22 protein-coding genes and 1 pseudogene are annotated in these 26857 nt (G+C 40.0%); 7 read left to right on the forward strand and 16 right to left on the reverse strand.

What is annotated here, in order from left to right:
* Nucleotides 1-113: 113 nt before the first annotated feature.
* Nucleotides 114-440, reverse strand: coding sequence for an ArsR/SmtB family transcription factor (locus tag M3221_RS19365; protein ID WP_251273347.1), 327 nt, complete (start codon nucleotides 438-440; stop codon nucleotides 114-116).
* A 2-nt stretch (nucleotides 441-442) separates the two neighbouring features.
* Nucleotides 443-868 (reverse strand): SRPBCC family protein, encoded by a 426-nt coding sequence (locus M3221_RS19370; protein ID WP_251273348.1) that lies wholly within the window; start codon nucleotides 866-868, stop codon nucleotides 443-445.
* 216 nt (nucleotides 869-1084) lie between these two features.
* Here M3221_RS19370 and M3221_RS19375 point away from each other — a divergent pair, with 216 nt between their 5' ends.
* A complete protein-coding gene (locus M3221_RS19375) occupies nucleotides 1085-1888 on the forward strand; it encodes a DUF2935 domain-containing protein (RefSeq protein ID WP_251273349.1) in 804 nt (267 codons plus the stop codon).
* A gap of 196 nt (nucleotides 1889-2084) precedes the next feature.
* On the opposite strand, the gene treP is transcribed toward M3221_RS19375, so the two are convergent.
* Complete coding sequence (gene treP / locus M3221_RS19380; protein WP_251273350.1) at nucleotides 2085-3524, reverse strand: PTS system trehalose-specific EIIBC component; 1440 nt, start codon at nucleotides 3522-3524, stop codon at nucleotides 2085-2087.
* A 937-nt stretch (nucleotides 3525-4461) separates the two neighbouring features.
* Between treP and safA the strand changes: the two genes are divergently transcribed.
* Nucleotides 4462-5061: a SafA/ExsA family spore coat assembly protein gene (gene safA, locus M3221_RS19385; protein WP_251273351.1), complete on the forward strand. Its 600-nt coding sequence runs from the start codon at nucleotides 4462-4464 to the stop codon at nucleotides 5059-5061.
* A gap of 70 nt (nucleotides 5062-5131) precedes the next feature.
* Here safA and M3221_RS19390 read toward each other — a convergent pair whose 3' ends face one another.
* The 3 genes from M3221_RS19390 to M3221_RS19400 form a co-directional block, all read right to left on the reverse strand.
* Nucleotides 5132-5404, reverse strand: a complete 273-nt coding sequence (locus M3221_RS19390) for a hypothetical protein (RefSeq protein WP_251273352.1) — start codon at nucleotides 5402-5404, stop codon at nucleotides 5132-5134.
* Nucleotides 5405-5875: 471 nt separating this feature from the next.
* Entirely contained in the window at nucleotides 5876-6112 is a 237-nt protein-coding gene (locus M3221_RS19395; protein ID WP_251273353.1) for a DUF1450 domain-containing protein, read from the reverse strand.
* Nucleotides 6113-6159: 47 nt separating this feature from the next.
* Nucleotides 6160-7125, reverse strand: coding sequence for a cupin domain-containing protein (locus M3221_RS19400; protein ID WP_251273354.1), 966 nt, complete (start codon nucleotides 7123-7125; stop codon nucleotides 6160-6162).
* Nucleotides 7126-7245: 120 nt separating this feature from the next.
* Here M3221_RS19400 and M3221_RS19405 point away from each other — a divergent pair, with 120 nt between their 5' ends.
* Nucleotides 7246-8109 (forward strand): LysR family transcriptional regulator, encoded by an 864-nt coding sequence (locus tag M3221_RS19405; protein ID WP_251273355.1) that lies wholly within the window; start codon nucleotides 7246-7248, stop codon nucleotides 8107-8109.
* Nucleotides 8110-8290: 181 nt separating this feature from the next.
* Here the strand turns inward: M3221_RS19405 and M3221_RS19410 are convergent.
* The 3 genes and pseudogenes from M3221_RS19410 to M3221_RS19420 form a co-directional block, all read right to left on the reverse strand.
* Nucleotides 8291-8614, reverse strand: a pseudogene (locus tag M3221_RS19410) (nucleoid-structuring protein H-NS); the annotation flags it as partial.
* A 48-nt stretch (nucleotides 8615-8662) separates the two neighbouring features.
* Nucleotides 8663-9712 carry a TRAP transporter substrate-binding protein gene (locus tag M3221_RS19415; protein ID WP_251273356.1) on the reverse strand — a complete coding sequence of 350 codons (1050 nt, stop codon included), beginning with the start codon at nucleotides 9710-9712 and terminating at the stop codon, nucleotides 8663-8665.
* 302 nt (nucleotides 9713-10014) lie between these two features.
* Nucleotides 10015-11028, reverse strand: a complete 1014-nt coding sequence (locus tag M3221_RS19420; RefSeq protein ID WP_251273357.1) for a zinc-binding alcohol dehydrogenase family protein — start codon at nucleotides 11026-11028, stop codon at nucleotides 10015-10017.
* A 150-nt stretch (nucleotides 11029-11178) separates the two neighbouring features.
* On the opposite strand from M3221_RS19420, the gene M3221_RS19425 reads away from it, so the two are divergent.
* A complete protein-coding gene (locus tag M3221_RS19425; RefSeq protein ID WP_251273358.1) occupies nucleotides 11179-12060 on the forward strand; it encodes an AraC family transcriptional regulator in 882 nt (293 codons plus the stop codon).
* A 259-nt stretch (nucleotides 12061-12319) separates the two neighbouring features.
* On the opposite strand, the gene M3221_RS19430 is transcribed toward M3221_RS19425, so the two are convergent.
* The 5 genes from M3221_RS19430 to M3221_RS19450 all read right to left on the reverse strand — a co-directional run bounded on the left by M3221_RS19430 (nucleotide 12320) and on the right by M3221_RS19450 (nucleotide 19759).
* Nucleotides 12320-13651, reverse strand: coding sequence for an MFS transporter (locus tag M3221_RS19430; RefSeq protein WP_251273359.1), 1332 nt, complete (start codon nucleotides 13649-13651; stop codon nucleotides 12320-12322).
* A 43-nt stretch (nucleotides 13652-13694) separates the two neighbouring features.
* Nucleotides 13695-14720 (reverse strand): TAXI family TRAP transporter solute-binding subunit, encoded by a 1026-nt coding sequence (locus M3221_RS19435; RefSeq protein ID WP_251273360.1) that lies wholly within the window; start codon nucleotides 14718-14720, stop codon nucleotides 13695-13697.
* A 155-nt stretch (nucleotides 14721-14875) separates the two neighbouring features.
* A complete protein-coding gene (locus M3221_RS19440) occupies nucleotides 14876-16264 on the reverse strand; it encodes a sigma-54-dependent transcriptional regulator (protein ID WP_251273361.1) in 1389 nt (462 codons plus the stop codon).
* Nucleotide 16265: 1 nt separating this feature from the next.
* A complete protein-coding gene (locus tag M3221_RS19445; RefSeq protein WP_251273362.1) occupies nucleotides 16266-18311 on the reverse strand; it encodes a transporter substrate-binding domain-containing protein in 2046 nt (681 codons plus the stop codon).
* 1049 nt (nucleotides 18312-19360) lie between these two features.
* Nucleotides 19361-19759, reverse strand: coding sequence for a GNAT family N-acetyltransferase (locus tag M3221_RS19450; protein ID WP_251273363.1), 399 nt, complete (start codon nucleotides 19757-19759; stop codon nucleotides 19361-19363).
* Between the two features lie 469 nt (nucleotides 19760-20228).
* Between M3221_RS19450 and M3221_RS19455 the strand changes: the two genes are divergently transcribed.
* The 3 genes from M3221_RS19455 (at nucleotide 20229) to M3221_RS19465 (ending at nucleotide 24195) form a co-directional block, all read left to right on the forward strand.
* On the forward strand, nucleotides 20229-21452 hold the full coding sequence (locus M3221_RS19455; protein ID WP_251273364.1) for a benzoate/H(+) symporter BenE family transporter: 1224 nt from the start codon (nucleotides 20229-20231) through the stop codon (nucleotides 21450-21452).
* Between the two features lie 532 nt (nucleotides 21453-21984).
* Entirely contained in the window at nucleotides 21985-22479 is a 495-nt protein-coding gene (locus tag M3221_RS19460; RefSeq protein ID WP_251273365.1) for a hypothetical protein, read from the forward strand.
* Nucleotides 22480-22977: 498 nt separating this feature from the next.
* A complete protein-coding gene (locus tag M3221_RS19465; protein ID WP_251273369.1) occupies nucleotides 22978-24195 on the forward strand; it encodes a Bcr/CflA family efflux MFS transporter in 1218 nt (405 codons plus the stop codon).
* 306 nt (nucleotides 24196-24501) lie between these two features.
* Here the strand turns inward: M3221_RS19465 and M3221_RS19470 are convergent, their stop codons facing one another.
* Nucleotides 24502-25203 (reverse strand): CAP domain-containing protein, encoded by a 702-nt coding sequence (locus M3221_RS19470; RefSeq protein WP_251273366.1) that lies wholly within the window; start codon nucleotides 25201-25203, stop codon nucleotides 24502-24504.
* A 518-nt stretch (nucleotides 25204-25721) separates the two neighbouring features.
* Nucleotides 25722-26018, reverse strand: a complete 297-nt coding sequence (locus M3221_RS19475) for a hypothetical protein (protein ID WP_251273367.1) — start codon at nucleotides 26016-26018, stop codon at nucleotides 25722-25724.
* Between the last annotated feature and the right edge of the window lie 839 nt (nucleotides 26019-26857).

Genomic DNA, 26857 nt, shown 5'->3' on the forward strand with positions numbered 1-26857 from the left:
TACACTAACCTCATTCCGTCTTCCGGTAACTGCTTTTTCTTCTTTAATGAACCTGCCCTGCTAGTTTCATAAGCAAGGCAGCCATATTTTCAAGTAACATAGCCTTACACCTGCTAATCATTATCACTCTCTACGAATTGTTTTAAAGCGGACAGCTTTTCATCCCAATATTGTTCAAAAAAGGAAAGCCATTCTTTTAATTCGATCAGTGGTTCCGAGTGAAGCCTGTACCGGGTTTCCCGTCCAATTTTTTGGCTGGTCACAAGGTTCGCATCGGCAAGCACTTGCAGATGCTTGTTCACAGCAGTGCGGCTTATAGGGAAATATTCTGTTATGGCGGCAATAGACATTTCCTTGTCAGCAAGTAATTGTAACAGACTGCGACGAGTAGGGTCTGCAATGGCTTGAAATACATCATGCTTAGGCGAAGAGGCGGCCATGTTTAAGCCTCGATATATGTTGGAAGCTTTTCTTTAATAATGCTCTCCCAGCCGCCGTCCATAATTCCACGAACGACTGAGTGCGGCTGTCCAAACTCCGTGACTTTTTCTGCATCCCATCCAGAATGAATGAGCGTGAATTCCGTTTTGTTCTCTTCCAGCTTTTTTAATTCAAAAGCAAGATGCCAATCCTTACCCCAGTCAAATCCAAGGCGATGAGGAGGATCGAGTTCTGTTACTGTACAAGGTGAATCACCGAATGGACCTGCATGAAGAATAAATTCATGTCCTAAAACAGGTTCAAAGGTGTTTGGCATCCACCAGGCCGCAATCCCTTCTGATGTAGAAACGGCTTTCCATGCCTTTTCAATCGGAGCATTCAGTACAATTGTTTTACGGATTTCTGTTACATTTTCATTTTTATGCATGATAAACCTCCAAGGTTAAAAGTAACACCAAATGGTGTCAATTTATTATAACACCTTTTAGTGTTACTTTATAGTCTCTAGTTGAATACAATTAAAAGCCATTACTTCCCGAAGAAATGACTTCTCAAGCACGAAGCTCAAGAGTTACACATGTTTAAAACAACTGAAGCATACTTTTGAAGTGGAATTCATTTAGCATTTTAAGGGGGTCAAATGATGGCGGAACTTTTTGTGAGCCGTTCTCTAGACGAAATACGATTCTGGTCCAGAATCATGAAAGAACATGCTTTATTTTTAAGTTTGGGTTTTACCTATGAAGATAAACAATTGATTGAGGAAGCAAAACAGTTTATTGGTGTATTTGAACGGATTGAACAAGAACTAAGCACATACACCGTTGATGCTGATCCCCAGCTCATTAAACAGTTTAACAGCAAAGTGTATCAGGCCACTGCCTCTATATGGGCTTATAAACGTAAAGTGTTAGGCTTAATTTTACGCTGTCAAATTAGGTCAAATAATTATGCACTATTAGTGGATCATGTAAGCCGTGAAGCCGCTTATTTTGCTAAGCGTTTAAAAGAATTAAACGAGGGAAAATTAAAGCCTTTGCCAGAAGCGATTATTAAAGAAAATGTATTTTTCCTTAAAATCATGGCCGATCATGCGAAGTTTATTGGTCATTTACTGGACCCATCTGAGAGAAAACTGGTGGAGCAGGCACGAGAGTTCAGCCATGACTTTGACCAGCTGCTCTATCAAGCAATTGATTTGGATTCCATGCGCCCACAATCTGAAACAGCCCCTCTTTTAGATCAATTTTTAGATCAAAATCGGGTTTCGGTCGTTTCGCTGCGAAACTTTAAAAAGACAGCAAGAGACTTGATTGAAGAATGTAGAATTAAAAGTAACATCCATCCTCTCCTGGCCGATCACGTTTTTCGTGAAGCGGAAAGATTTTTACACATCATTGATATGTTTGAAGTTAGCTTAACGAAAGAAAATGAACAGAAAAAATAACAATAATGGACAAGGATTCTGTACCATATGAAGCCCCCATCTTTATCCTAATACACACTCGTACTATAAATGCTGGCCGTATTGCATGATGTATAACTATTTTGATCATCGAATCAATCGTTTTGATAAATGAAATGTCAAAGCCTGTCACGTAAGACAAATAAAAAGAGGGAGAATACCTCTCCCTCTTTGCTGCTTAAGCTGCTTTTTTAGTAAACGTCACTTGTGATACTTTCGTTTTCGCAAAAATAATGGTTAAGATAAGCGGTACCACAATCGCTACAGCCATCGCCACTGCAAACATGATCATGTGCTGAGGCTGGATCGACAGAATACCAGGCAGGCCGCCTACCCCGATGGAGTTTGCCATTACACCGCTTCCTACAGAGATAATCGCAGCAGTCAAAGATCCAATCATGGCTGCTAGGAATGGGAAGCCATATTTAAGGTTAATACCGAAGATAGCCGGTTCTGTTACCCCCAGGTAGCAGGAAATAGCCGCTGGAATCGATACCTGCTTTTCTTCTTCATTTTTTCTATTAATATAAATCATAGCCAAAACAGCAGAACCTTGTGCAATATTAGACAAAGCGATCATCGGCCATAGGTTTGTGCCGCCAAGTTCACTCATAAGCTGAAGGTCAATTGCATTTGTCATGTGGTGCAATCCGGTAATGACGAGCGGTGCATAAGCAAACCCAAAGATAGCCGCAAACAACCAGCCAAATGATGAAGTTAAACCTGAATACACAACGTCAGAAACAAATGAGCCAATGCTCCATCCGATAGGACCCAGCACCGTGTGCGCAATTAAAACGGTTGGAAGTAAAGCGAAAAACGGTACGACAATCATAGAAATAGCATTTGGAACGATATCACGTAATTTACGCTCTAAGAACGCCAATACAAGACCGGCAAGAATCGCAGGAATCACTTGTGCCTGGTAACCGATCATTTCAATCTGCGCGAAGCCAAAATCCCATACAGGTATATCGCCGGCTTTGGCGCCTGCTACTCCATATGCGTTAAGAAGCTGAGGAGAAACAAGGGTAATACCAAGAACGATACCGAGAATTTGTGACGTTCCCATTTTCTTTGTAATCGCCCATGTGATCCCTACAGGCAGGAAGTGGAATACCGCTTCACCAATTAACCATAAAAACGCATGTACACCAGCCCAAAACTGAGAAACCTCTATCAGTGACTTTGTTCCGTCTTCGAGCATTTTTATGTCACCGATTACATTTCTGAAACCTAAAATTAAACCGCCGACTACAAGTGCCGGAATCAGCGGCGTAAAGATGTCGGCAAGATGAGCGATCATTCGCTGAAGAAAATTCATATTTTGCTTCGCAGCCACTTTTGCTTCTTCTTTGGAAGCGCTGTCTATATCGGCATATTTAACAAACTCATTAAAGAAGGAAGAAACCTCGTTTCCAATGATAACCTGGAACTGGCCCGCTTGTGTAAAGGTGCCCTTTACAAGCTTAATCGCCTCTATTTCTTTCACATTTGCTTGTTTTGGATCTTTTAGAACGAAACGCATTCTCGTTGCGCAATGTGTAACAGCAACGACGTTCTCTTTTCCCCCAATGCGTTCCAGCAGTTGTTTCGCTGGATCTGTATACTTACTCATTCCCTTATCCCCCTGATGAATTGGAGTAACTCCAATCCTTTCTTAATTGTATAATAATCAAACCTTTGTATATAGATGATGTTGACGGTTTCAAACTAACTCTTTCCCTGTATATACAAGCATCTGTTTACGCTTTCATTTTATCTTGTATATACAGGGTTGTCAACAAGGATTTTTAAAATTATTTTCAAAAAATGAATGCTTATAAATAAGGATCCGGATATTTTTTAACAGCCACTCATATCTTCAATACCTTTGCTTTCACATTGGTCGCATCGCTTAACTGGCGCGAATAGAAAAACACCTCTAAGTTCTGTTTAGCCATTTCATACCGGCTTCTCAGCTTAAAGGTGTTTTTATTTGGCTCACTGTATGCGGTCAACTGATTTCTAATCCACAATCAGTAAAGCTTGCATGTATGAACAAACTGTTTAGTGAAATTTGACTTCCTATATTTTAAACGGTGAAATTCATATTTTATAAAAAGAAACAGAAGGCCGTTTTGGGTTTCTCTGTTTTATTCAATAAAAATATCTATGGTTTACGTACCATTCTCATGAAGCTTAATCTAAGAAAGAATGGTTCTTAAAGAAATAAATATAAGGCTTACTTGTGTTTTTCACTTTCTCTCCATCACTTCCGCCATTTGCTGAGAATGTCAGTCCTTTTCGAATATGCAGCTGATTCCGCAACAGCTTCAATTTCCTACATAACTCATTTTTAGTTAATAGCTATCCTTCAATAAGATCTTCAATGTTTGCCGATCATGACGACCTTATATACCGGTTTGTTAAAAATAGTTAACCCAACTAAGTAGATAAATAACAGCATTGCATCATTCTTATCGTAATGGGATAAATTGATTGTTGGTTGACTTCTAGATTTGTGTTTAAATGGAAAAGTCTTATTCAGTCAATCAGGAATTTTAGGAGGAAACATGAAGAAAATTATTGCCGCAACACTGCTTACCGTCTCTCTAATGCCATCTCTTGCCTCAGCAGCCACCACGTATACAGTTCAATCTGGAGATACAATGTGGAAGATTGCCAGTAAATATAAGGTTGGAACCTCAGAAATTATTACAGCAAATCCATCTGTAAAGAACCCAAACATGATTTATCCGGGCCAAACGCTAAACATTCCGACGGTTTCCACAAACATAACAAATGCGGAAGCAGAAGTCATCCGTTTAGTGAATATTGAGCGTAAAAACGCAGGCCTTAAGCCGTTAACACAAAACTGGGAGCTTTCTCGTGTCGCTCGAATCAAATCACAAGACATGATGAAAAATAATTATTTCGCCCATAATTCACCTACATATGGTACTCCATTTAACATGATGAAAAATTTCGGTATTACATATAAATCAGCAGGAGAAAATATCGCCAAAGGGCAGACAACACCTGCAACAGTCATGAAGGCTTGGATGAATTCGCCTGGTCATAGAGCAAACATCTTAAACAATAACTTCACTCAAATTGGTGTAGGCTACGAGCCAAACGGAAATTACTGGACACAGCAATTTATCCAGAAATAAGGTAAAAAGGGCAAGCTAATGAGCTTGCCCTTTTTTGTCTTTGTAACAAAAACCACACAAATACTTGTTCTTAAGGTGCGTATCGATCGTATTTTACGCATAGTTTAAAACGAAGACAGAAAAAAGAGCGGTTAAACAAAGCCGCTCTCTTCTCTAATTCCCCTTGAAAAACAAAGCGTTTTATAGGAAAGTTTACAGTCTCTACATAGCGGCCTGTTACATCTGTAAATTTGGTTGATGTGCTATTTTCAGAAACGCCATCAAGTGGCTCAGCTTCAAATACGTTCATAAAAATAATAACAGCTTCATCTCGTGTAATGTTGTCCGCAGCTCCAAAGTACACATCCGCCCCACCAATGTTCCCATTAATTTTAGTGGCTGTCTTTGAAAGTTTACCTATTTATTTCATATCTCTTATTAATAAATTCGATTTGATTTTAGATTTCATCTTTTTTCGTCCTAACTTTTTTATTCTTAACTCCATTTTGGGCATAAAAAATACCTAAACCGCATCTGGATAAAAGAACACAAAGATTCCTACTAGAATGTGGTTTAGGTATTGCCTGCCGAATGGTCACAATCCTAAAATTGCGTTTAATTTGTATTAGATATAACACGATTCCATAGAAAGTCAGCGCTTACAAAGAAAATAAAATATATACGATTAATCTTAAATATAGTCTTCTGCCGCCGTCTAGCACATTTGAGCACAATTTAATATGCCATCCAAATTCCTGGTATGCTTTGTTTTCCTGACTAAAAAACGGAGCGAGGTGCTTTAAGGTCCGTAATTTATCTATTCTTAGATGACCCTTTACGATCTTTCATTAACTGTTTGAATTATTTTTTTAACAAGTGCATTCACATTCTTTGCTTCAATTGTCGTTAACTGAATTCGACAGAATGGAGTCACCCGACATTCTAAACACCGTTTAAAACAACCAACTGTTTTGGGTTCTACTATACCTTGATAATCACGTCGCAAAATATTTATCACTTTTCCAGCTTCGGTTGCTTCAATATTGCGCTTACAAAACTTAGCCACCCGCATTCTTTAACGTCCTTCCATAATATGCAACCAAATACTAGCTTTACTTATTACTGATCGTAATGAGTAAATTGAATATCCAAAGTACGCAGATACGTTTGAAGCCCCGCATCCTGAATCGGTATAATGTATGCAGCTTCTCCAGACTCATTGTGGTGAGAATGCCACAGTCCAGGAGGTGTAACAAAAGCCTTTCCTGTCACCCAATCGATGCGGATAGGATCAATGATTTTCTGAGTTTCTGGGTCTATCTGATCCCCAACCAGTGTGTACGTGCCAGGGGCTGCATAAGCAACAAAGTCAAGAGCAACTGATTTATGGCTGTGAGGAGCTTGATTTGATCCTACTGGAACAATCCCAAACATTGCCCACAATACATGTGTAATCGTTAATGTTTGATCGAATTTTTGGTTGTTTAGCAAGATAGAGATACGGTTTTTCAAATGGGCATCCGGTGCATTTGCTACTTCATCCAAATGTGCTTTAGCTTGCTCAGCTGTATAAAGCGTCGGAGCAAAACGAGCTTCTGTCGCTTTTACACCTAGATAATCTAAAAGCGGAGTATCCAAGATATAGTAGATTGTTGTATCTTCTGTTGCAGTATGGGTGCTTACGGATCCTGATGGAAGCGTTAAAAAATCTCCTTTTTTCCAATTGATCTCCTGTCCATTTGTGTCAGTACTGCCAGCGCCTGAAATAATATAATATAACTCACTCGTCGCGTTCGGTTCAGTTTTAATCGAATCTCCTGCTTTTATGCGAATGAAGTTTGCAAGAAGTGAAGGGCTAGTTGCTGGATATTCTGTTCTTAATTCTTTGCTTAGATCCAGCGTTTCAATGCGGGTTTCTCCAGAATTGTATAATTCCGGTCCAAATTCTTTAGCAGGAATCGGGCTGATGATACCGCTTCCAATCGGATCAGCAGCATTCGTATATTCGTAAAAACGGGCATCTCCTGTCCAATCTTCTTTCACGTTTCCAACAGATAATTGACCTGGTTGTGCATTTGTAGTCATGTGTAAGCCTCCTGTCATATTTTATACCGTTAGTTTACCTTGTAAAGGTGTGTGAGTAAAATATATAATTTATATGACTATTATATATTTTTTAAATAACTGAACATTAGGTGACGGAAAATGGAACTTAGACAACTAAAATATTTTATGGTTGTAGCCGAAGAGCTAAATTTTAGCCGTGCGGCGAAACGTCTTCGAATTACGCAGCCCCCATTAAGCTTACAAATTCAGAATTTAGAGAAAGAGTTAGGAATCACTCTTTTTTACCGCAATAATCGGCATGTGGAATTAACGGAAGCAGGAAAAGCATTTTATAAGGATATTTCGAAACTATTCGATCACCTTCAATGTGCTGTCGAGAATGCGCAACGCAGCCACGAAGGAAAGCTTGGAAACCTTCGAGTAGGTTTTGTTGGTTCAGCAACCTATGATATTCTTCCTTCTGTTCTGAGAGAATTTCGTTGTCTATTTCCGGATGTTCAAGTACACCTTCATGAACTATCGACCCCGCTGCAAGTGGAAGCATTACGTCAAAATGAAATTGATATAGGCGTTTTAAGACCACCTGTGCTGGATCATTCTTTATGTACTGAAATTGTGTCCATTGCTCCTTGTGTACTAGCTGTTCCAAAACAGCATCCATTACTGAAAAAACAAAATGTTTCTCTTGCAGATCTTAAGCCTTATCCATTTGTGATGTTATCGCCAAAAACGTGGGCAGGTCTGTATAATGAAATTTTGGGTTTGTGTAACCCTATTATTCAACAAGAAGCTCTCGAGTTCCAAACCGTTATTGGATTGGTTGCTGCTGGAATGGGAATAGCAGTCGTACCTCAATCAGCTACAAATCTGCATACTCAAGAAGTGGTCTACAAAGATATAAACAATCAGTTACCTCTTGCTTCCATGGGGGTGTCTTATCGACGAAACGATCAGTCTCCTCTTGTTAGGGCTTTTGTCAAGATAGCACAAGAAAAGGGCTAATATCAAATCAATTAGCAGTGAACCTATCCACCTAAATCAAAGATTTTGATGGATAGGTTCACCCCACCCGCGCTAGATTAAAGACACTTGTTTACCATTACGCTAACTTATTTCTATAATAAAAAGAGCCGCCCGCAGGCAGCTATATATATCAATTATGAATACAGATTAATAATCTGATCTACTTTGTCGCTATGGCAAAAGCAGCTTCGGGTCTTGCTACCTTTTCGTAAAAATCTACAAATCTATCCCGGTCTGTACTATCCCGGTAAGCCATAGCGACACGCGGATGCTCATTGAGCACACCAGAGATCATATAAGGGATAATATAGCCCCATTCCTACTTTTGTCGCATATCCAGCATGTACTTTTCAATTACGCCAAGAACCGGCTTAAGCTCATAGCTTGGTTTTGGAATGTGGCTAATGAGGAGCTCTGTGTTGCAATTCCCAGCTGCACGACCCATGCCGTAAACAGATGAGTCAAGAAACGTAACCCCATTTTGAAATTCTTTCATACCCATGAAAATGTGAATCGAAATAGGTGATTTTTATTATTGCCGCATTTTTTCTATCTCTGCATACATTTCATCGACAAGCTCCTGACCGATTTGGGCCGAATGCTTTTCAATAACAGGGGCAATGGCTTCTTTTACTTTTTCTTTTTCTTCATCTGAAAACTCATTTACCTTCATACCAAGTTCTTTTAACTTTTCCAATGATGCTTTATTTTGTTCAAGATTTTGTTCACGTTGATATTTACCTGATTCAATGACAGCTTCCTGAATAATTGTTCTCTCATCTTCGGAAAGTTCGTTCCAGAATTTTTCGCTTGCCATAAAGATGAATGGAGTATACACATGATTTGTCATGCTTAAATACGTTTGAACTTCATTAAATTTATTCAATTCAATTGTTGGAAGAGGATTTTCCTGTCCATCGATTGTTTTTGTTTCCATTGCTGTAAAAACCTCTGAAAACGCCATCGGTAATGGATTTGACCCTAGTTTATTAAAAACATCCAAATGAACCTCGTTCGGCATCGTCCGAATTTTCAAGCCTTTAAAGTCTTCTAACGTTTCAATAGGATGCTTGCTGTTCGTCATATTCCGAAAACCATTCTCCCAGTATCCAAGCCCAATAAGCTTCTGATCCGGTAATTTTTCTAACAACTGCGTCCCAACTGAGCCATCTAGCACAGCATACGCCTCTTCTTCAGTGTTGAAAGCGAAAGGAAGATCAAACACCCCAAATTCTTTAACCATAGACGTTAACGGAGAAGTTGAAATAACCCCAAGTTCCTGCGTGCCCGCTTTAAGGTTATTCACTGTTTGCAAATCATCTCCCAACTGGTTGTTAAAATACAAACTTACGTCAAATTTCCCTTCACTCTTTTCTTCAACAATCTCTTTAAATTTCTTAGCGCCGAGTCCTTCTGAATGATTTTCATTCAAACCGACTCCAAGTTTAAACTTTCTTTCTTGTATTTCTCCTGTGCTTTCTGTTGTAGAAGAGACTTCTTCAGCCTTATTACTTCCGCAACCTGCAAGTAAAAGACTAGAGATGAGAACAATATACATCCGTTTATTAAATGCGTTTTTCATAAATTCCCTCCAATATAATAGTTTAATTAAAGCCGGATCTATTGGAAAAGACCATCAACCGCTTAGTGAAAACCTTTCAACCTTTTTCGTTAAAACTAAATATTCAGTCATCATTAAGCTGAACAAGAGTAAAGCGATCATCATCAAAATGTATACGTTATCAAAAATTTTATTTCATCATCAATATTTGAAATTAAAATTATTTATTTCGTTATTTTTATATTTTTTAGTTAGGTAATTTAAAAAATATCACTTCACATTGAAAGAATAAAATTACTAGAAAGAAGTAGTATTTTAAATTATTAAAGTTCTACAATAGCTTTTATTACTTTTTCTTTCGGATCCAGCCATTTTTCGAATTGCTCAACCACTTCATCGAATTGGGCGCGGTGCGTAATGTAGGCATCCAAGTTCATTTTACCTTCCGTAATAGCATCAATAACATTTTGAAAATCTTCCCTTGTCGCATTCCTGCTGCCCATTAATGTTAATTCTTTTTTATGGAAATCGGGATGAGAAAACGAAATTTCCGACTTTACCAGGCCGACATAAATGAGTTTTCCGGCATGAGAAGTAAATTGAAAAGCATTCATCATCGATGTTGCACTGCCGGTAGCGTCAAAAACAGCGATCGGCATTTCCCCGCAAGTAATCTCAGAAATTTTGTCGATGGCATTATCCATTGCATTTACGATCTCGTCCACGTTTGCCCATTGCCGGCAAAACTGCAGTCGCTCTTCATTCACATCCATTGCGGTTACATGCGCCCCTTCTTTTTTAGCGAATGCCATGACACCTAATCCGATTGGACCTGCGCCAATAACAAGAACATTTTCCCCTTTTTGTATACCAGAACGCCTAATTGCGTGAGCCCCAATGCTCAATGGTTCAATGACAGCAGATTGATCTAATGTAAGACTATCTGTTTTTATCAAATTTTCGAACCTGACTGAAATAAGTTCGCTCATTCCACCATCTATATGAACGCCAAGCACATTTATATCAGTACAACAGTTCGTTCTGCCTTTTTTACAGGCGACACATTTCCCGCACGCCAAATACGGAATAATGGATACCTGATCTCCCTCTTTGAATGCGCTTTCATTTTTGCCAGCTGATTCAATAATGCCCGAAAGTTCATGACCGAGAATGCGAGGATAGGTGAAGTATGGCTGATTTCCCTTAAAAGCATGCAAATCTGTGCCGCAAATACCTATCCGTCGAATACGGACAATGGCTTCCCCCTCTTTCGCTACAGGCGGATAAACATCAGACATTTTAAGGTGATTCGGCTCTTTACATACAATCGTTTTCATCTGCCCTATCTCCTCCTGTTAACCGTATTATGTAAAGCAGTAAGATTATCTTTATTATATCATCAATATTTAGGATGAAAATTGCTAATATTGACTTAATTATACCTTTTAATGATAAAATTAAAATAACTAGTAAAAGGCGGTGATAAAATGAAAGCAATTCGTAAAGATTTTAATTCTGAATATCTTTTTCCCATACAAATGGTATATAAAGATACAAAACTGCCGCAAAAAGAACTTCCGAACCATTTTCATGAATGGTATGAAATTGTGTACGTATATAGTGGAAAAGGCACGTTCTTTATCGATCATACTTTTCAAGATATGGGGCAGGGAGATATTTTTTTTCTACCTGGTAATACGATTCACCATGCGATCCCAGATAATGAATTACCTGTGACCTCCACTGCACTTTTCTTTGATCCACTGCTCCTACATAACCGCTTTTCAGATAGCACTTTTTCTTATTTACAGCTTTTTGATGAAAGCGCGCGGCTTCAGCAATACCGCTATTCCTTATCACCGGAACAAAGGAACCAAGTAAATTTGTTTCTTGACTACATTTACAAAGAACTCATCTCAGACAGAAATGAAGTCGATTATAAGCAGGCCACTCTCTTGCAACTTCAAATGATGCTTCTTCAATTAAACCGATCTATTATTCAACAGCAGGAAAAGCAATCAACGAGGAAAGCTATTCCTTCCTGGCTAAATGATGTGCTGGGGTACATTGAAGAACACTATACAAGCGAACTTTCTCTTAATTCACTTTCAGAATACGGAAATGTGAGCCCTGCTCATTTTAGTCGGGTGTTTAAACAAAAGACAGGATTAAACATTTCTGAATACATTACAACAAAGCGCATTTTACTGGCAAAAAATTTGTTGCTGCAAACAAATTTGAACGTTAGCTTAATCGCGGAAAAATGTGCTTTTGAGAGTATGCCACACTTTTACCGGACATTTAAAAAATACATTGGTGTGACTCCTTCTGAATATCGGAAACAGGGTTACCTGTCCCAATCGCATTAACCGGCACCAATTCTCATCTTCTTACTGATAAATTGGGCCTTTTTATGATAGCAAGCACACTGTCGGAGAAAGCAACCGGCAATAAACTTCCCGAAATATGGCTTTGCTAGTGTAACTGAACGAAATATGAGTTCCGCTTTGAAAAGTCATTGGGAGCGTAAAATATCGAAAGATAATATTCCATGAAAAATAGAGCAGGGTAGCCTCGAAAAAGGTAACCCTGCTCTATTCTTTTGCTTTTATTTATTTTTTAAATGCGTTAGAGTGCCTTATTTTGGCTAGGAGGTTCGTCGTTGCGTTCAGCTTCGATATGGGAGACCTTCGAAGACTCACCCATACGCCAGTAAACCAAGAGGCTCACGGCAATGCAGGCAGTTACGTAAAAGTAGAACAGCGACTCGGCTCCCATTCCTTTAAACCATAACGCAATGAATTCTGTTGTACCGCCGAACACTGCAACGGTGACAGCGTAAGGGAATCCTACACCAAGAGCACGGATTGAGGTCGGGAAGAGCTCAGCTTTCACGACCGCATTGATGGAAGTGTAACCAGTGATAATAATGAGACCCGCCATCATGAGCAAGAAAGCTACGACAGGACTCTTTGCCTGCTCCATGAGCAGAAACAATGGCACTGTCAGCAACGTTCCGAAAATACCGAAACTCATTAATAGAGGGCGGCGTCCGATTCGGTCAGACAGCATGCCGGCGAGCGGCTGAAGTACGACAAATACCAGCAGGGCAATAAAGTTAATCCAGCTGACGACCTCTTTTGGGAGGCCTACAGTATTTACCATGAACTTCTGTAAATACGTCGTGTAAGTGTAAAAGGCAACCGTTCCGCCGAGCGTTAGCCCGACTACTGTCAGCACCGCCTTAGGATGTTGCATCAGAGTCCGAAAAGTCCCGGCGCTCTCCCGGCTTTCAGAGTCCATTTTTGAGAACTGCTCCGATTCGTCCATCGTGCGGCGCAGCCATAATACCGCTAATGCGCCCAATGCCCCTATAACGAAAGGAACGCGCCATCCCCAAGACATCATGGCGGATTCACTGAGCAATTGCTGGAGAACAATCTGGACACCAAGTGCTATCAGCTGTCCTCCAATAAGTGTAACGTACTGGAAGCTTGAGTAGAATCCGCGGCGACCGCTGCTGGCCATCTCAGATAAGTACGTTGCCGAGGTTCCATACTCCCCACCTAGTGACAGCCCTTGAAGCAAGCGTGCAAGAACTAGAATAATGGGAGCCAAAATGCCAATTGTATCATACCCTGGAATGAATGCGATGATCAGAGAGCCACTGGCCATAATAGAGATGGAAAGCGTCAGCGCGGCACGGCGGCCATGACGGTCAGCGTATCGGCCCAGCAGCACGCTCCCTATTGGGCGCATCAGGAAGCCGACGGCGAAGATTGCTGCTGTGTTGAGCAGTTGGCTGGTCGGGTCTCCCTCAGGGAAGAACTCGGACGAGAAGTACACTGCGAAAGCAGCATATACATACCAATCGTAATATTCGATCAGATTTCCAACAGAACCTTTGAAGATATTGCCTGTGATGCGTCGCGTCTCTGCGCGATTATTGGAGTGAGCCATTTGTTAAATCCCCCTCTTGAAATGCTGATGTTAGACGCTCTTTTTATTTGAGAATGCCTTTTTCTTTGTAATATTTTTCAGCTCCAGGATGCAATGGCAGCGGCAGTTTTTGTACGGCTTTTTCCAGTTCAATTTTCTCAGCTGAGCTATGTGCATGACGGAGATCTTCCAGATTATCAAATAATGCTTTCGTCAGCTCGTATACTTCTTCTTCCTGCATATCTTTATTTGTTATCAGAAGGCTATTAACCATTAACGTTTCTCTGTCCTCGTTAACACCTTTATAAGTGCTGGCTGGAATGATTCCAATATCAAAAGCCGGATACTTTTTCTTTAATTCCTCTGTAAGTTCTTTTGGGACCGGAATAATTACAACCTCGTCGGTTGCTGCTAATTCCATAATCCCTAAGTTTGGATAACCGGAAGAAAGAAAGGCCGCGTCTATTGTACCGTTTTTAATACCTTCAATCCCTTCTGAAAAAGACAGGTAATTCGCATTAATACCATCATATCTGATGCCGGCCGCAGTTAGGATATGCCTGGCCATAATTTCCGTACCGCTGCCCAGCTCTCCGACAGCAATGTCTTTTCCCTTCAAGTCCTGTAATGTGCGAACTTTTGCTGACTTAGGGGCTACAATCTGCATATAGTTTGGATATAGCGAAGCAACCGCTCTTATGTTGGATATCACTCCATCTTTAGCAAAGTTTCCTTCTCCCCTGTAAGCGTCTGTAACTGTATCAGCTGTCGCAAACCCGAGCTCCGCTTTCTTTTGTGAAATTTTAGTGATGTTTTCTGCAGAAGCCTTCGTTGTCTGCACACTTGCCCGCGCATCCAGCTCCTCTCCATACATTTTAGCCATGGCATTACCAAGCTGAAAGTAAACACCGGGTGTTCCGCCAGTCAAAATAGTTACAGTTCTTCCAGTAAGTTTTCCAGCAGCGTGTCCTTCCGATTGGGAAGCATTTTCACTTACTCTATTTTCGCCAGAAAAATTTTGATTTCCGCAAGCCGCGGTTATGATGACTACGAAAGATAAAACAAGCGCCCATCCTATGTGTTTTTTCATATATTCCTCCCTATTTTTATTTTTACAAGCGCTTACATTACACAATGCAAGTTTAATGCCAACTAAAAAAACCTAAAAATCAAGAGAAACAGAGAGAAAAGCGGCAAAAAATGCCGGGTAAGAACGGCAAAATGTTCCTACCCGGCATTTTTTGCCTACTTCAGTTGACCTTGACGGTATAAATGAAGTTTATTACGGAGGTTTCGTTCACTAATACCAAGCACATTGGCGGTTTTTCTTCGATTTCCTTCACAATGTTCAAGCACAGACTCAATAATCAGCTGCTCTGCTTCCCTCATGGTAGAATGGATTGGAATTTCAATGATATTCTTTTTCAGCACGAAATCAGCAAGTATTACCGGCTGATCTCTATACTCATTTTGCATGGCGATCGGTAAATCAGTTTCTGAGATTATACTGTCTTTAGCCATGGCAACAGCATATTCAAGGATATTGCCAAGTTGTCTTATATTTCCCGGATAGTCGTAATTCAGCAGTTTATTGTACGCTTCCGGCGAAAGAGAAAGAAGCGGCCGCTGCATTTCTTCCGAATATTTTTTTAGAAAATATGGGATGAGAAGTGCTATATCTTCTTTTCGTTCACGCAGCGGAGGTAATTCAATCGGAATGACATTCAATCGAAAATATAAGTCTTCGCGGAAAGAGCCTTCTTCCACCATGCGCAGCAACTCTTTATTCGTGGCGCTGATAATACGGACATCCACCTTTTTCGCTTCTGTTGAACCAAGAGGCGTTATTTCTTTTTCCTGCAAAACGCGAAGTATTTTTGCCTGCAGAGAAGGAGGCATTTCTCCAATTTCGTCAAGAAACAGTGTGCCTCCGTCAGCAGCCGCCACTTTGCCGCTTTGGCTGTGCACTGCTCCCGTAAAAGCACCTTTCACAAAGCCGAACAGCTCACTTTCAAGAAGGGCTTCTGGAATGGCAGCGCAATTAACAGAGATAAATGGCCCGTTTGATCTTTTTCCCTGCCGGTGGATGCCTCGTGCTACCAGCTCCTTTCCTGTTCCGCTTTCACCGAAAACAAGTACGCTTGAATCAATATCTTTGACTTTATCAATGATTGAAAAGACTTGCCTCATGACGAGGCTCTTGCCAATCATTTGGTCATATCCTTTTATTTTATCAATCGTTTCATTCAATTCACGAATTTTGTTATGAAGCTCCTGATGCTCCAGCGATTTTTCAATTAATATATGCAGTTCCTCAATATCAAGCGGTTTTGTAATGTAATGGTAGGCACCCCGCTTCATCGCCTCAACAGAAGACTCGATCGTACCATAGGCAGTCATCATAATAATCGACGTTTGCGGCTGAATCTCTTTCATTTTTGCCAGTACTTCCAGTCCGTTATATTCACCAAGCCGCCAGTCCAGCAAAACAACATGTACTTGCTGTCTGCCTAAAAATTCATAGGCTTCTGGTACGTGCGTGAAGGCGGTCACTTTATAATCATTTTCTAGAGCAAATCGGAGAGATGAACCGATAGCAGGTTCATCATCAACGATGAGAACAGTTGGCTTCATGTTAATGATCTCCTTTTTCCTTAGCGAGAGGCAGAATGAGAGTAAAGGTTGTCCCATATCCTCTTTTGGTTTCGATGCTAATTTCCCCGTTATTTTCCTGTATCCATTGATAGCATAACGCCAAACCAAGACCCACTCCCTGTTTTTTCGTTGTATAAAACGGTTCCAGAATGTGAGGAAGCTCCAGCTCTTCAATACCGATTCCTGTATCTGTGACATGGATACAGCCCATTCCGTTTTCTATTTCAGCCCGGACGGACAATTTTTTTTCGGAACTGGCTTCCATCGCATCAAGCGCATTTAACATAAGATTCAGCATGACTTGTTTTATCTGGTCAGGATCACTATACAGCTGCATACCGGGTTCGATTTCCAAACATAAGCGGACTCCCTGCTTTTTCAAAGTAGGCTCGATGATGGCCGCGGCGGAGTGAATGAACGTTTCAACATCAAAAGATATTTTTTGAGGATGTTTAGGGCGTGCATAGTCAAGTAAACTTTCCACAATCCGATTCATTCTTCTCAGCGCTTCCGGCACATGTTTAAGCAGTTCTTTTCGGAATTCTGGATTTTCATATTTCCTTGGCAGCAAATCAATAAAGGTTTTAACGGATGTAAGCGGGTTTCGAATCTCGTGTGCTACACCCGCTACAAGCTGCCCGAGAGCCCGCATTTTTTCCTGAGTGGCAAGCTTTTTCTCAAGCATTCGTTCCTCAGAGCGGTCCGCAAGGGTAATTAAATATCCGCTCATTTGATCCCGCTCTTCATAAAGCGGGATTACTCTATATAGTACAAAGCGAAACTCGCCATCTTGTTTGTATTGAATTTCTTCCGTAAACAGAAATGGTCTGTTTTTTTTATGCTTTACAGCTTCATAGGTTTGAAAAATTTGATGCATAAGCGGATGCTCATGAATGTCTGTTGTTTGAACAGGCTCTACTTGTGTAAGACCAAGCATTTCCTTCGCTCGCTGGTTCAGGCTTGTAAGATCAAGAGACTGGTCAAAGGTGAGAATTCCGGCGTACATATGGTTAATAATCTGTGTCTTAAACGCATGAGCCTGTGAAATCTCACGCTGCTGAACCTCCAGCTTCATATTTGCATCGGCAAGCGCGGCGGTCCGCTTCTCTACTTCCCTTTTCAAACGCTTATTCCAAATATAAATGGCCAATAAACTGCCAAACGTTAATCCAACAGTGACAAGAAGTATGATAATCCAATTCCGCAGTTTTTTCAGCTGCTCCTCAGAAGAAGGCGCAAACCATTTGGTGTATAACCTTTGATAGTCGCCGCTGGCCTGCATATCGGCAAGCGAATGATTAATCATTGAGAGAAGCTGTGTGTCCTTCGGCTGAACGGCCACCGCAAACTCTGAAGGTATTCCTAAATCATCAAGAATGGTATACTGGTCTTTTTTCTGTGATTGTTCAAGGTAAAACTCAGCTGTCCACTTGTTAGAAAGAAAAGCATCAGCCCGTCCTAAAAAAAGAAGGTGAAGCGCATCTTCTGGGTTCAGCGCCAATTGGAATTCAGTACGTCTTACATTCAGCAGCAGTTCAAAAGAAACGGGATCCTCCCGCATGGCAACGGTTTTGCCGCGCAAGTCAGTTAAGGACTTAACAGAGGATTTCAAATGGTTTGGAATAATAACAGCGTCCGCCATCGTAAAGTATGGCTCAGAAAACGTAAAGATTTGATTTTGATCCGCTGAGTATTCCAAACCCATGATGGCATCGACTTTTCCCTCTTGCAGTGCACGCGTGGCTTGATAAAGATCCATTGGAATATATTCGAACTCCACATTTTTTTCTTCTGCAATATGATTAAAAATATCGATACTAAAACCAGTGAACTCTCCCTGTTTATTGATATAAGAAAAAGGAGCAAGATGTTTTTCACCGGCAATGCGGTACACTTTTTTTTCTTGTACATTATTGGGCTTCTCTGCTGTTCGATCCTCCACTTCTGCAGAAGCAGAAATAGGAATAAAGGAAACAAGCAAAATCGTATATAGAAAAAAGTAGACTAAACGAATATGTAAATACATAGGGTGCTGCTATCTCCTTTTTAGAATGAAAGCCGAATTTATCGCAGTGTTTCTTTAAAGGCATCGTACAAGTTTTCTGGAAGGCGAGCAGTAAGCACGCTTGAAGCATCATTTTTGTTTTGTGTGGATTGCTTTAAGCATCTCGTGTTTTCGTCTCCCCCTTTTGCCTTTTTGTATACTTATCATACACATATGATGCAGACAGGGGAATATCGTGTATACAAAAATAGTGCAGACGAATACAACAGAAATTCGTGTTTTTTAAGTAAAGACTGTTTAGAGATGTACTTACTAGGGATTTTATAAATTTCAAGCGCCCGTTTTGTGATTGGAAACTTAAGGTCAGCGAAGCATTATTGATTTGAAAACAAAAATACGGGACCCACTCCTTGAGTCCCGTTTCAATTTTTTTATGCTATCTGTTGTTGCTCTTTTTCATTTGGAGAGGTTCACATCAATAAATAAATTTTTGGATGTTAGTTTAAAAAGGTTTTTAGCAACCTTTTTGGATGTTTGTATTTACGGTTTTAATAACATTTACATAGTTTTTATTTGAATTTTACACATAATGTATTATGTAAATTCATGAAGTATTCATGAGCCTCTTATGATTATGTTTTGCATTGAAGCACTTTGTATTCATCTTACTTTTGGTGGTATGTTTGATGACAGGTTTTGTATTCAGAGTAACTACAGCTTTATCTTTAGTATATTCTCTCACGTGGGCTAAAGAAGTTTCTGCCGCTTTTTTGTTAAGGATTGTTTCACGTTCTATCAAGAGATATAACGCTTCCCACATAGAAAGACCCGATTCATCATAATGCTCTTTAAAGTTATCGTATAGGCTGTCTGGAAGGCGGGCAGCAAGAACAGTTAAAAGCTCTTTTCTCTTTTGTTTCTTGCGAGTTGTTTTGGGCAGCCCATGTTATTTTCGCTTTTCTTCTTTCTGTACCGATATATACAGATGACGACACTTGAATACACAAAAAAGCAGCCTATTGTGCGGGCTACTTTTTGCAGTCATTCAATCATTGACTTTGTAGGCCTTCTTATACTCTTGTCATACATTGATTTTCTTTAAAATTAAACTTTTTATAAAAACCGTGAGCATCTGAAGTTGCAAGTGCAAACTTGGTATTTTTAATTTCTGGATGTTCTAATATACACTCCATCAGCCATTGGCCTAACCCGTTTTTTCTGTACCGTTCATCAATCACCACATCCAGCACCCAGGAGAACACTGCTTTATCGGTCACCACCCTGGCAAAACCGATTTGTTTACTATTATGATACACACCAAAAGAAATCGAATTATGGATACTTGTTTCAATGGTTTCTTTAGTCCTTTTTACAGCCCAATATGTTGTTGAAAGCAAGTACGAAACAGTGTCTAAATTCATTAATGAAATCTCATCACTTACAATAAACTCCCCTTTTGACCATTCCATATGTTTCCCCTCCAAATACGTACCAGTATGCTAACAAACACTATAATTCTATATGAATCTCTCCACCTAAATCAAAGATCTGATGGAGGATGGTTACTTGGCGGGTTAAAGAAGAGAGTATCCTCGCTAGGGATGATAAAAATCTTATTTTATTAAGGTCTTATTATTATGAGTATTTTATATTCACAAAAGTAAACCTATACAAAAGTATACTATTGTATAGGTGTACTTTCGATCACTAACTTTTTGATCGTATTACAGGCTAGAAGACTCCTTCAAATTACTTCGCAAATGGCGGCGCAAAGTTTGAAGTTTTGTTGAACGAACTAGCTGCTGTGGACTAAAAAAGAGACGGCCTGCCAGCAAACTTGAGCGCCTAACCCCGCTTTACTGAAACATCTTTAAATTAACAGTGAATCGATTATAATTAGGGAATATTATTTGATGAATTAAAAGGAGCATACTTATCATGAAAGGATCGGATTCTAAACAAAAAATTACTACTTCATATCGTACACCGAAAAGAAGTCATTTGTTTCAAGAAGTGACAAGCCAAAACGTTTCTTCAGGCCTTATTTCCAGCACGCTTGTAATGACCGGCCCGGCGGCTATCATTTTAGAAGCAGCAAATTCCGGTGGCTTCACCACTTCCCAAACGATCAGCTGGATGTTTGCGGTTTACTTTTTCGGAGGTTTTTTTGGCATCGTTATGCCTTTACTTTATAAAATACCGATCACGGGTGGTCATTCGATTACAGGAGTTGCGTTTTTAGCTACTGTGACTTCCCATTTCAGCTATTCACAGTTGATTGGCGGCTATATCATGGGCGGACTTATCATTTATCTGGTGGGAGTATCTGGACTTTTTACAAAAATGATTCACTGGGTGCCAAAAGAAGTGATCGCTGCCATGCTGGCTGGACTTATCACTGGCTACGTTGTCCGGATCATTCCGGCTGTGAAAGAAATGCCGCTGGTTGGCGGTGCTGCACTCGTGATTTTCTTCACTTTAACAAAATTTAAAAGTCGGTTTCCGCCTGTTATGGCAGCCGTTCTGATTGCTTTTCTTGTTTTATTTTTAACAAATGGATTAAATGCGGCATCGGCAGGCATTCCTTTTTCAATTCCTTCTCTGCATATGCCGGAATTTACGTGGGTTGGTTTGCTGACACTGTCTATCCCTCTGGCGCTGCTGATTTTAAGCAATGACGTAGCACCGGCAATAGGGGCACTGGAAAGCGCGGATTTTAAGCCGCCCATTCGAAAAATTGTTTCTGCCAGCGGGCTGTTTTCCGTGTTGGCTGCTTTGTTTGGCGGTCAGAGTGCCAATATTGCCGGCATGATGACAGCTATCTGTGCCGATCCAGTATCAGGTCCGAAGCCTAAGCGATATGCCGCATCGGTTGTTTCTGGAATCATTGTTCTCCTTTTCGGTATCTTTGCCTGGAAAATCGCGCCTTTTATTCAGTCGCTTCCACAGGCCTTTGTTTCGCTGTTGGCAGGCTTGGCCTTAGTTGGTGCTCTGCAGTCCAGCCTGCAGTCGGCTTTTTCGGTTACGCGCTACCGGCTGAGTGCATTAGCCGCTTTTGTCATTTCCCTGTCCAACATCTCTTTTCTGCATGTCAGCGGTCCTGTGTGGGCTCTTATTATTGGAGCCGTTATTGCTTGGACAGTGGAAAAACAGAAACCATAAAAGATTCACCGTATAATCCCGCATATTACAATGCTGCGGGATTTTATCATTCTTTGAAAGTTTGACAGATATCAAAGATCAACTTTTATGGTTGTTTTTTATGCCTGCCTGTTTCTATGCCCTGATAATAGCTCCATCTGGCCACAACAAACAATTTGCAAATGCATTTAGGTGGATGGAGGGAACTGCCAAAGCATAGAAGACTGATAAATCAAAGGCTATGATTGCGGAAAAAGTTATCTGAAAACCATTTAAATAAAGTTAAGCAAGCGACATACTTCCATTCGTTATAACTTTTTACGTGAAGATGTTCCTGCTGCTAGTGATAAGGATAAAACATTTAACGGCTTTTCCACTATAACTCTCTCCTCATGTCAGTCTTTATTTTAATGACCCGAACAATAGATCAATAAATGGCTGAACCTACAAAAAAGTATTAATTCCTGTTTTGTTCTTAGGCTCAATATTCTCATTTTTTCCTTTGCTTCTTTTCAGTTGGTATAATAAAAACAAAAACTAAGGAGTTTTATGAGTGAATCATTCAGCTTTGTATCTGGTAACGGATCCAGCAATTAAACAAACGAATCCGGACCAAAATGTATTTATGGAATTTGAGCGCCTTTACTATGTAACGAATCCCATCAACCGCCATGTAAACTTAATTGGAGAAAAAGCCCTTCGAGAACCTTCTGATGAGCTGAATTTTATTTTCGGTGTTTCAACTATGAATGATGTTGCGAAATTGGTAAAGCACGACAATGCGTTTCGTCAGGCCATGATTGAAGTGTATGATGAAATAGACAGTGAAGATGAGATAAAAATGGATATGGTTGTTCGCTTGGTTTGTCTTGATGAACTGCTAGGATTTTTGGACGGCGCTTTTAAATTGTTTTCTTATATAGATGATGTATCCGAGCGGTTCATAACCCCCTACCCTAAGCAGATTCTCATACAAGAAGGCCCTTATAAGTGGGATGATGAGGGCTGCTGTTATAAAGAAGTCTTGCCCAGTACAACAATAGACTGAGCTCTTCTGCTTGGTTTTACAACGATGATAAAGAAGAGCTCCCTATTCATTAAAACGCAGACATAATAGATGTAACCATTACAAATAAGCTAACACATAAAGCTATCATTACCAGGCGGAAAATCTCTTTCCGCCCTTTATGATAGTCAGATGCAATAGATGCTCCTACCTGTAAAGGAATTCCCCTTCCTTCTCCAGCTGCTTTGCCTCTCCCATTTTCTCGGTCATCCAAAAATCCCTATTTTCCCTTTCTTGCTGTTGAAGCTTCTTTATGCTGCCAGTCCAGAAACGATAAACGAAAAATACAAACACAAGATTAAAAAGGGCTGTAATAATACCAGGTGGTTTGCGGAAATCGTCTATCCCCGGATCAATTCAATGCTCATCTTAGTACACATGCAAATTATTAGATCAAGCTAATTGCTTCTTCTTTTCCTGATTCAGTATACTTGCAAAGGAAAATAAAACGCTGAATCAATGACAGAAAGGTTTGTGAAAATGCAAAAGAACTCATTTAAAAAACGGATGGAATTAGCGATTATGCTTAGTATGCTAGGTGCTCTGGGCCCGCTGAACATTGATATGTACCTGCCTGCATTCCCTGATATTGCAGGAGACTTAGAGGCACACGCTTCTCTTGTTCAAATGAGCCTTACGGCGTGCTTAGTCGGACTTGCTGTCGGTCAAATAATCATTGGACCCATCAGTGATGCCCAAGGCCGCAGAAAGCCTCTCCTTATTTCAGTTACACTATTTGTAATAGCTACGTTATTGTGTGCCCTCGCTCCGTCCATTGAAATTTTAATTGCCGGCCGCTTGCTGCAAGGACTTACCGCTTCCGCTGGAATTGTCATATCACGGGCAATCGTTCGCGACATTTTCAGTGGAAAGGAATTAACAAAGTTTTTTTCGCTTCTAATGGTCATCAATGCGGTTGCACCCTTAGCGGCACCAATCGCGGGTGGCGGGATTTTATGGTTTTCTTTTGCAACTTGGAAAACGATATTTCTTTTTTTGGCACTCACAGGGTTATTTATTGTGATTCTGCTTTACTTCCGACTGCAGGAAACTCTTTCTATTGAAAATAGAATGCCAAGCTCTCTCGGCCATTCCATCCGTACAATGGGTGACTTATTTAGGGATCGTTCATTTATCGGCTATGCCCTCACACTAGGCTTTGTACATGGGGGTAGTTTTGCTTATGTATCCGGCACGCCATTTGTGTATCAGGATATTTATGGTGTATCCCCGCAAATGTTTAGTGTACTGTTTGGTATTAACGGGATTGCTATTATTTCGGGAAGCTTTATGGTTGGACGTTTAGCAGGAATTATAGAGGAGAAACGGTTATTACAGAGCGGCGTCATTCTCTCCACTTTAGCAGCTTTATTTTTATTCATTATGACCATCATAGAAGGACCGCTTGCCCTCATCGTTATTCCGATTTATGTGTATATGACAGGCATGGGAATTGTACTTACCAGTTCTTTCACAGTCGCCATTGCCAAGCAGGGGCACCGTGCGGGAAGCGCAAGTGCTTTGCTCGGAATGCTGCCTCTTTTGATCGGTTCTATTATGTCCCCTCTTGCCGGAATAATAGAAGGATCGGCTATACCAATGGGAACAGTCATCTTCATTACATCGCTTATTGGAACCATAGTCTTATTTGCTTTAGGAGAAAAAACTCCCTCCCGCAGAGACGAAAAAGATGTATAAACAGCATTTTCTGCTTTAACAACTTATGAATGATCAAAAATATTTTATTTAACGAACTGGTTTAAGAACTCTCAGCATAAATGACAAGAAGTATAAGATAGTGGCGTTCTGCGAATGATGTGAATACGGAAGTCGGAAAGTTTTATAAGGACCTGTACATATCTCAAGGATATAAAGGCATTATTATATACAATGTTGCCGGTACAGCAAAAGAAATAGTTGTTTACGATATTTCTTTTATAAAAACCAATAGTTCATATAAAAAAAACCGCCAGATTAAATCTAGCGGTTTTTTTCTGCATTCGTTTACTTTCCGATAAACATTTGTGTCCAATGCCCATCTACATAACCCACACCAATATGAGTGAAGTTAGCACTTAAAATATTTTTACGGTGTCCATCACTGTTCATCCACGCCTTCATTACTTCTTCAGGTGTTTTTTGACCTTTTGCAATGTTTTCACCAGCCGTTTTATACGTAATACCGAATTGCTTCATCATATCAAATGGTGAACCATACGTAGGTGATTGGTGAGAGAAATATCCTTTGTTTTTCATGTCTGCTGATTTTGCACGAGCAACTTCGCTTAGTTTTGTATCTAGTTGAAGAGCTTTCAAGCCAGCTTTTGCACGCTCTTGATTTACAAGTTCAAATACTTTCTTCTCAAACTCGTTAACAGAACCAGTAGTTGCTGCTGGTGTTTGAGCTGGTGCCGGGGCTGGAGCAGTTGTTGTTGTTGGAGCTTTCGCTGGCTCTTGAGTAGTCGTTGTTGGCGCCTTTGCTGGCTCTTGAGTAGTTGTTGTTGGTGCCTTTACTGTTGTTGTTCCTGGTGTTGTTGGTGCCGGTAGTTTAACAAACGAAACAGTTTGTTTGCCATCAATATATTTAACAATTACCTGGTATTGAATGGTTTGAACAGTCGGTGTAGCTGCATGTGCTTGTCCTGCTGAAAGTAATCCTAGTGAAAGAGCACCAGCTGTAGCGATCATACGTAGTTTCTTTTTCAAGTTAATTCCCTCCTGCAATTCTTAGTTGTTTGTCGTGACCCTGTTGCTCGGTCTCTGCCACTAATAATGCAAGAAAAGAGGTTTTATCGCAATAGGTTTTAAACCTCCAATTTTAACTAGAATTCCACAAAAATTCTTTCCATTTTTAAACAAGGCTTCAATCTTAAGCGTGGCTTGGTGCTATAGTCATATCGATTTTAAAATGAAAAATCATTTTTCATTGCTTGTAATAGAATTGTTATATTTTTTACATAATGTTTAATCGAAAAACACGGTAAAAAGGCGTTTCGTGTTTTAAATGTCTCATTTGAAATCTACATAAAAAGCATTTTAAACAGAAAAAATCGAACCTTTGACATCTCTGAAGACACATCAAAGGCTCGATCTCGTTTCTAGCCCATCCCTGAAGGAGTGAGCTTTGTTGCTCAGAAAGTCTGTAAGCAGCCATCATTTATAAACACAGTTGAAATAATTCACATCCAGCCGCTATGGTATATCCTCTTCACCGCGCCTTTAACTCAACCATACTGCTTTTTCAGTGCCGCTAAATCTTTGCTATAGCATTCTAAGCAGGTCCACGCTTTTCTACTTTTGAGGCTAACAATACGTTTTCCGTTAATATTCATCACATCTGGCTTATAAAACACAACATTCTTTTCTTTGTTGCAGTAATCACAAGACTTTAAGGTGTTATCTGGTCCCTGTGCTTGATATACGTGTTCAACAAGTCTTATTGGCTCATAGTCAGGTCTGGCGTCCATCACTCTCAAGTTATTAAGAAATTCATTACCATAATCTCTGCCCAAGTTTTTCATCCAATCACCCTTTCAATTTTTACGCTTATATTAACTCTCATTATTGTCGTATTCATAGAAAAGTATTCAGTAAAAAAATATAAACTTGAACTCATTATCCTTTTTTTAATCATAGACATGCAGATTAAGGCTGAGCCTTTCTTTACTTTCGTGCTTATTATCTTGTTGATATGTATTTAAAAACGTTTTTGAATTTTTCAGATAACGTATTAAGAAAAATCAATTAAGTTGTATTTTATATACAGAGGATCCTATTTGTTAAGATTTCTGTTTTTCTGCGTGCCACCGTATTTTTAAAAACAGATATAATAACGAGAAAATCTGCTTAAAAAAGGCTTTTATATTCATATACACATATGAATATAAAAGCCTTATATGATGCCATAAGGGACTGACCCCATAGAGTGAGACAAATCAAAACACCTTCAGGTGGAAAAGCGCGTATGGTTTACCTAAAATAACTGGAGGTGTTTTGCTGTGAGCATAAAATGAAGTTATCCCGCAAAAAGTAAACCTGATTATTTCATCAGGCAGTTTTTAGGTATGAGTTTCCCGATATTGGACCGGGCTCATGCCTTTTCATGTTGCCTTGATTCGGTTAGGCAACACCTTCTTTTGCATAACCGCCTATGCCAAAACCTGTATCTAAACTTGTATCCGAGTCTGTAGATGAATCTACACCGGTATCCCAATCTACATTTGAACATAAGTTGAGAGCGTAAAATATTTTGTGTAAATGAGTAAATAGAAAAAGGAAGACCTTTTCTTGTAGAATTGAATCACCACAACACAATTCACAGAAAAGAGGTCTTCCCTATGAACCAGTTTACAACAGATAT

The organism is Domibacillus indicus (genome assembly GCF_023715895.1).
Classification (GTDB): domain Bacteria; phylum Bacillota; class Bacilli; order Bacillales; family Domibacillaceae; genus Domibacillus; species Domibacillus indicus_A.